The organism is Klebsiella sp. MS 92-3 (assembly GCF_000195655.1).
GTDB classification, from domain to species: domain Bacteria; phylum Pseudomonadota; class Gammaproteobacteria; order Enterobacterales; family Enterobacteriaceae; genus Klebsiella; species Klebsiella pneumoniae.
The window spans coordinates 553-6820 of the sequence record NZ_GL882770.1; the positions used below are offsets into that span (position 1 = coordinate 553).

Below are 6268 nucleotides of genomic sequence, written 5' to 3' on the forward strand. Positions count from 1 at the left end.
GGCGGCCGGCGGCTACTATACCCAAACTACTGCTCTGTTGCCACGCGCGCCGCCGCAACCTGCCCAATCGTAATGATAGCAAAAATAGTTCGAATATACTCGTACAGTTGTACTATGATAGACGCAGTTAAATGAACTGCGGATCATTCCGACCGCAGACTGACCGTCAAAACGACTAAGGACGCATCATGCCCCGACCCATCCCTCTCGAACGTTATCGCAACATCGGTATCTCCGCGCATATCGATGCCGGTAAAACCACCACCACCGAGCGCATCCTGTTTTATACCGGGATGAGCCATAAGCTGGGTGAAGTACACGATGGCGCGGCAACCACCGACTGGATGGCCCAGGAGCAGGAGCGCGGGATCACCATTACCTCGGCGGCGGTAAGCTGCTTCTGGCCGGGGATGGACCGCAGCTTCGAGCCGCACCGGATCAATATCATCGACACCCCGGGGCACGTGGATTTCACCATTGAGGTGGAACGTTCTATGCGCGTGCTCGACGGCGCGGTGATGGTGTACGACTCCGTCGGCGGGGTGCAGCCCCAGTCGGAGACCGTCTGGCGCCAGGCGAATAAATACCACGTTCCGCGGCTGGCCTTCGTCAACAAGATGGACCGCCCGGGGGCGGACTTCTTCCGCGTGGTGCAGATGATGATCGACCGCCTGAAGGCTAACCCGGTGCCGATTGTGATCCCCATTGGCGCTGAAGAGCATTTCACCGGCGTCGTCGACCTGGTGAAAATGCGCGCCATCCTGTGGGATGACGCCACCCAGGGCATGACCTTCAGCTATGGGCCAGTCCCTGACGAGCTGTTGGCGACGGCGCAGCAGTGGCGGGAGAAAATGGTCTCGGCGGCGGCGGAAGCCAGCGATGAGCTGATGGATAAATACCTGGAAACCGGTGAGCTGGACGAGGCGGAGATCGTCGCCGGTCTGCGCCAGCGCACGGTGAAGGGGGAGATCCAGGCGGTGCTCTGCGGGAGCGCCTTTAAAAACAAAGGCGTGCAGCGCATGCTCGATGCGGTGGTGGAGCTGATGCCGTCGCCGCTGGATATTCCGGCGATACAGGGCGTTGATGAGCAAGGCCAGCCGGCGGAACGCCATCCGAGCGACGATGAGCCGCTGTCGGCGCTGGCGTTCAAACTGATGACCGACCCCTACGTCGGCCAGCTGACCTTTATCCGCGTCTACTCCGGGACGCTGAAGAAAGGCGATGCGGTGTGGAACCCGGTGAAGGGCAAGAAAGAGCGCATCGGGCGTATCGTGCTGATGCAGGCCAACGACCGTCACGAAGTTGACGAACTGCACGCCGGGGATATTGCGGCCTGCGTCGGTCTGAAGGATGTGACCACCGGCGATACGTTATGCGACCCGGATGCGATCATTACCCTCGAACGGATGGAGTTTCCGGAGCCGGTGATTTCGCTGGCGATTGAGCCGAAGACCAAAGCGGACCAGGAGAAAATGGGCATCGCGCTGCAGCGGCTGGCGGCGGAAGATCCGTCGTTCCGTCTGCATACCGATGAAGAGTCCGGCCAGACGATTATCTCCGGCATGGGTGAGCTGCATCTGGAGATCATTGTCGACCGGATGAAGCGCGAGTTTGGCGTCGAGGCCAACATTGGTCGTCCGCAGGTCACCTACCGCGAAACCCTGCGCAAGAAAGTGACGGACGTGGAAGGCAAATTTGTGCGCCAGTCCGGCGGCAAAGGGCAGTATGGCCACGTCGTACTGACCCTGGAGCCGCTGGCGCCGGGCAGCGGTTTCGTCTTCGAGGACGCCACCAAAGGCGGGGTAGTGCCGCGCGAGTACATCCCTTCCGTGGAGAAAGGGCTGCGCGAAGCGATGGGCACCGGCGTGCTGGCGGGTTATCCGGTGGTTGACGTGAAAGCGACCCTGACCTTTGGGTCGTACCACGACGTGGACTCCTCGGAGATGGCGTTCCGCATGGCGGCGATCTTCGGCTTCCGGGAGGGCGCGCGCAAAGCGGATCCGGTGATCCTTGAGCCGGTGATGCACGTCGAGGTGGAGACGCCGGAAGAGTACGCCGGGAATATTATGGGCGATCTCTCTTCCCGTCGCGGGATGGTGCAGGGGATGGAAGAGCGCTTCGGCAGCCAGATCATCCGCGCCGACGTGCCGCTGGCGGAGATGTTTGGTTATTCCACCACGCTGCGCTCGATGTCTCAGGGACGGGCAACCTACAGCATGGAGTTCCACCATTACGCGGAAGCGCCGCGTAATGTGGCGGATGAAATCATCGCCAGCCGCGCGAAAAGCTAAGCAACGTTCCCGGGTGCGACGCGAGGCGTCTTACCCGGGCTACTCTGGTACCAGCGCCCAGGCCCGGTAAGGCGAAGCCGCCACCGGGCAAAAAGGTAAGCACGAACTGGGGACGCAATGCCCGGCGGCGCTGCTGGACTGCCCCCCAAAAGTTGGACACCCAACTGAGTTTGTAGCCCGGGTAAGGCGTTAGCCGCAACCCGGGTATTTCAGCCAATCAGACAATATCCTGTGCGTACTGCCACAGCGCCTTCAGCTGCGCCAGCTTCTCTTTATCATCCGCATACTGTTGATACAGCATCTGCAGCTCATCGGCATAGGCTTGCAAAAACTCTGGCGTAAACACCTGACGACGGTGCTCTAACCAGCGCTGCTGCTCATGTTCATCGAGCGTGCCGGGGAAGTTGCGCGCCCGGTAGTTAAACAGCAGGCGTTCGATACGCTGGTCGGCGAAGGTGATATCCAGTGCCGGCAGATTGCGCGGTTCGGTTTCCAGCACGATTTTCATCGCCGCGCGGTCGGCATCGCTAAAGAACCCATTGTACAGCTGGGCGTCGACGTTTTCGGACGGCACGAACGGCTCGGCTTCGGCATAGACCGCCACCACTTTCTCCCGCACCTGCGGATTCGCCCGCAGCAGCTGGGCATTCTCCAGACAGCGCTGAATGGAGATCCCCAGCCGGTCGGCATCCTGCGGGCGCAGGGTATTGGCCTGGGCCAGTACCGGACATTTATTTAAATGCACCAGCTTGATCGGCGCCGCCGGCTGATCGCCAAGCTCGGCGCGCGGGGTGTAAAGCCGCTCGCGCAGGGCATCGGCATCCAGTTCCAGCAGCGGCGCCATATCGCCCGCCAGATCGACCATAATCACCGCATTGCGGTTTTCCGGATGCCAGGCCAGGGGCGCCACCAGGCTGGTGTTGCCGCGCGCGGCGCCAAACATGCCGGAGACATGCACCAGGGGCTTCATCTGCGGCACGTCGATAAGCGTCGCCAGCTTGCGCTTATTGCGGTGGCTGTAGAGATAATCAAACAGCCGCGGCTGCCGGGTTTTCACCAGTTTCGCCATGGCGATGGTGGCGTATACGTCGGCCATCGCGTCATGGGCGTTCTGGTGTTCAATACCGTTGGCGACGGTCAGATGTTCAAGCCGGAAGCTCGGCAACCCTTCGTCATTCTCCGGCCAGGCGATCCCTTCCGGGCGCAGGGCATAGCAGGCGCGCATCACGTCGAGCAGATCCCAGCGCGAGTTATCGTGCTGCCAGCTCCAGGCATAAGGGTCATAGAAGTTGCGATAGAAGATATTCCGCGTCACTTCGTCATCAAAGCGCACGTTGTTATAGCCGACGATACAGGTTTGCGGCACCGTGAACAGATCGTGGATGCGGCGGGCAAACGCGGCCTCATTATCCCCTTTGGCCAGCGCTTCCTGCGGGGTGATCCCGGTGATCATCACCGCCTGCGGCTGCGGCAGGTAATCGTCAGCGGGCTTGCAGTAAAACACCTCGGGCTCGCCGAGCACATTCAGCTCCGCGTCGGTGCGGATGGCGGCGAACTGCGCCGGCCGGTCGAGGGAAGGGCTGGTGCCGAAGGTTTCATAATCGTGGAATAAAAATCCGGGCTGGTTGACGCTATCTTGCATAGTCTGTTCATTATCCGTGGTGGCGTGCGACCGGTATGGTAAACGATTTGCCCGGTCATCAGAAGGGTCGCGGCAAGCAACTTCCTCTGCTGTGTCATATTTTCTTGCAATTAAACCCTGATATGAAACGCGAAGTTCCGTAAAAAGGACGGCGGATCTGTAAATCTAGAGGATATGCCGTTGAAAGGCCGTTTGTTTATTGCTGTATCTTTGCTCGCTTCGAGCGTTTCCTGCGCATTTGCCGTCGACTTACCTGCTACGGTCGCGCCGCCTTCCATTCAGGCTGGCTCCTGGGTGCTGATGGATTACACCACCGGTCAGGTCCTGACCGCGGGTAACGAACATCAGCAGCGCAATCCTGCCAGTCTGACCAAACTGATGACCGGCTACGTGGTCGATCGCGCCATCGACAGCCATCGTATCACCTTTGACGATATCGTCACCGTGGGTAAAGACGCCTGGGCGAAGGGCAACCCGGTGTTCGACGGGTCATCGCTGATGTTCTTAAAGCCAGGGGATCGCGTCAGCGTCCGCGACCTCAGCCGTGGGCTGATTGTCGACTCCGGTAACGACGCCTGCGTCGCGCTGGCCGACTATGTCGCCGGCGGCCAGCCGCAGTTTGTCGCCCTGATGAATCAGTATGTCGAAAAACTGCACCTGCGGGACACCCATTTCGAAACCGTCCACGGCCTCGACGCTCCGGGCCAGCACAGTTCGGCCTATGACCTGGCGGTGCTGTCGCGGGCGATTATTCATGGCGAACCTGACGTCTACCACATGTACAGCCAGAAAAGCCTGACGTGGAACGGGATCACCCAGCAAAACCGTAACGGTCTGCTGTGGGATAAAACCATGAACGTCGATGGCCTGAAAACCGGCCACACCTCGGGCGCCGGGTTCAACCTGATCGCCTCGGCGGTGGATGGCCAGCGCCGGCTGATCGCCGTGGTGATGGGGGCGGACAGTCCGAAAGGCCGCGAGCAGCAGGCCGCTAAACTGCTGCACTGGGGGCAGCAGAACTTCGACACCGTGCAGGTGCTGCAGAAGGGGCAGAAGGTCGGCACCGAGCGTATCTGGTACGGCGATAAAGAGCAGATTAAGCTCGGCACCGATCAGGATTTCTGGTTAGCCCTGCCGAAGGCGGAAGTGTCGCGCATTAAAGCGAAATATGTGCTGGATAAGAAGGACCTTGAGGCGCCGATCGCCGCCAATCAGCGGGTTGGCGAGATTTCACTGTATGACGGCGACAAGGTGGTGGGGCACTATCCGCTGGTCACCCTCGAAAGCATCAATAAAGGCGGAGTGTTCTCGCGAATGAGCGATTACCTGCATCACGAGCTGTAACCACGCCAACCGCCTCTTTGCAGGCGGTTTTTTTTCGTCTGTCGTTCGTGCTGGCGGGGCGCCTGTTTTTACAGCAGTGTGGTGGCGACTCTGTGAATTCGCGCACATACTGAGGGGGGATCTCCTGTTAAATTAACTGTATATTTATACAGTCATTTATCTCCAAAGGAGGCAAGATGAACTACAGCATCACCACCCTCGGCAAGAAAACCATCGCCGGTTTCCATCTGGTCGGGCCCTGGGATCACACGGTCAAGCAGGGGTTTGAGCAACTGATGATGTGGGTTGAGAACCACCAGGTGCCCGCCCGCGAATGGGTGGCCGTCTACTACGATAACCCGGAGGAAGTGCCGGCGGAAAAACTGCGCTGCGCGACAGCGGTCACCGTGGATGAGGATTATGTCATTCCCGCCAACAGCGAAGGGGTGATCCTGGCGGCGATTGCCGGCGGGGATTACGCCTGCGCCCGCGCGCGGGTGGTGGATTACGACTTCGCCACCCCGTGGATGCAGTTTTTTGACAGCCTGCAGCAGAGCACGGCGTATCGCATCGCCCCCCAGCCCTGCTTTGAGGTCTATCTTAACGACGGCAACCACGACGGCTACTGGGATATCGACATGTATGTTCCCGTTGAGCGCGTCGCGTCGTAGCGGTTTACCCCTGTTCCGGACAAGGTTTTTTACATTCCCGGCATGCTCCGGGCGAAAAAGCAGTTACAATTGGCCTTTTCGTTTTGCCGGAGAGGGTTGTGCGCGCTGATAAATCACTCAAGCCATTTGAGATCCGCTTGTATCGCCATTATCGGGTGGTGCATGGTGTGCGGATTGCGCTGGCCTTTGTGCTCACTTTTTTGCTGGTGCGGCTGCTGAACGTGCCTGAGGGAACCTGGCCTCTCATCACTCTGGTGGTGGTGATGGGGCCGATCTCCTTCTGGGGTAACGTCGTGCCGCGGGCGTTTCAGCGTATCGGCGGCACGATCCTCGGGTCGGCG

Annotated in this window: 5 protein-coding genes; 4 read left to right on the forward strand and 1 reads right to left on the reverse strand. The window is 59.8% G+C overall.

Translation table 11 applies throughout. The annotated features are described in order from the left end of the window. The first annotated feature begins 188 nt into the window (after positions 1 to 188). Positions 189 to 2291 carry an elongation factor G gene (fusA, locus tag HMPREF9538_RS20495; RefSeq protein ID WP_009484384.1) on the forward strand — a complete coding sequence of 701 codons (2103 nt, stop codon included), beginning with the start codon at positions 189 to 191 and terminating at the stop codon, positions 2289 to 2291. Between the two features lie 217 nt (positions 2292 to 2508). Here the strand turns inward: fusA and sbcB are convergent, their stop codons facing one another. Then, the gene (gene sbcB / locus HMPREF9538_RS20490; protein WP_009484385.1) at positions 2509 to 3933 is read right to left on the reverse strand and encodes an exodeoxyribonuclease I; all 1425 of its coding nucleotides are present in this window, start codon (positions 3931 to 3933) and stop codon (positions 2509 to 2511) included. 180 nt (positions 3934 to 4113) lie between these two features. On the opposite strand from sbcB, the gene dacD reads away from it, so the two are divergent. The 3 genes from dacD to HMPREF9538_RS20475 all read left to right on the forward strand — a co-directional run. Then, complete coding sequence (gene dacD / locus HMPREF9538_RS20485; protein WP_004153104.1) at positions 4114 to 5277, forward strand: serine-type D-Ala-D-Ala carboxypeptidase DacD; 1164 nt, start codon at positions 4114 to 4116, stop codon at positions 5275 to 5277. A gap of 176 nt (positions 5278 to 5453) precedes the next feature. After that, positions 5454 to 5927: a DNA gyrase inhibitor SbmC gene (gene sbmC / locus HMPREF9538_RS20480; protein WP_002911889.1), complete on the forward strand. Its 474-nt coding sequence runs from the start codon at positions 5454 to 5456 to the stop codon at positions 5925 to 5927. Positions 5928 to 6025: 98 nt separating this feature from the next. After that, on the forward strand, positions 6026 to 6268 hold a 243-nt coding region (locus tag HMPREF9538_RS20475), incomplete at its 3' end, for an FUSC family protein (protein ID WP_032457026.1).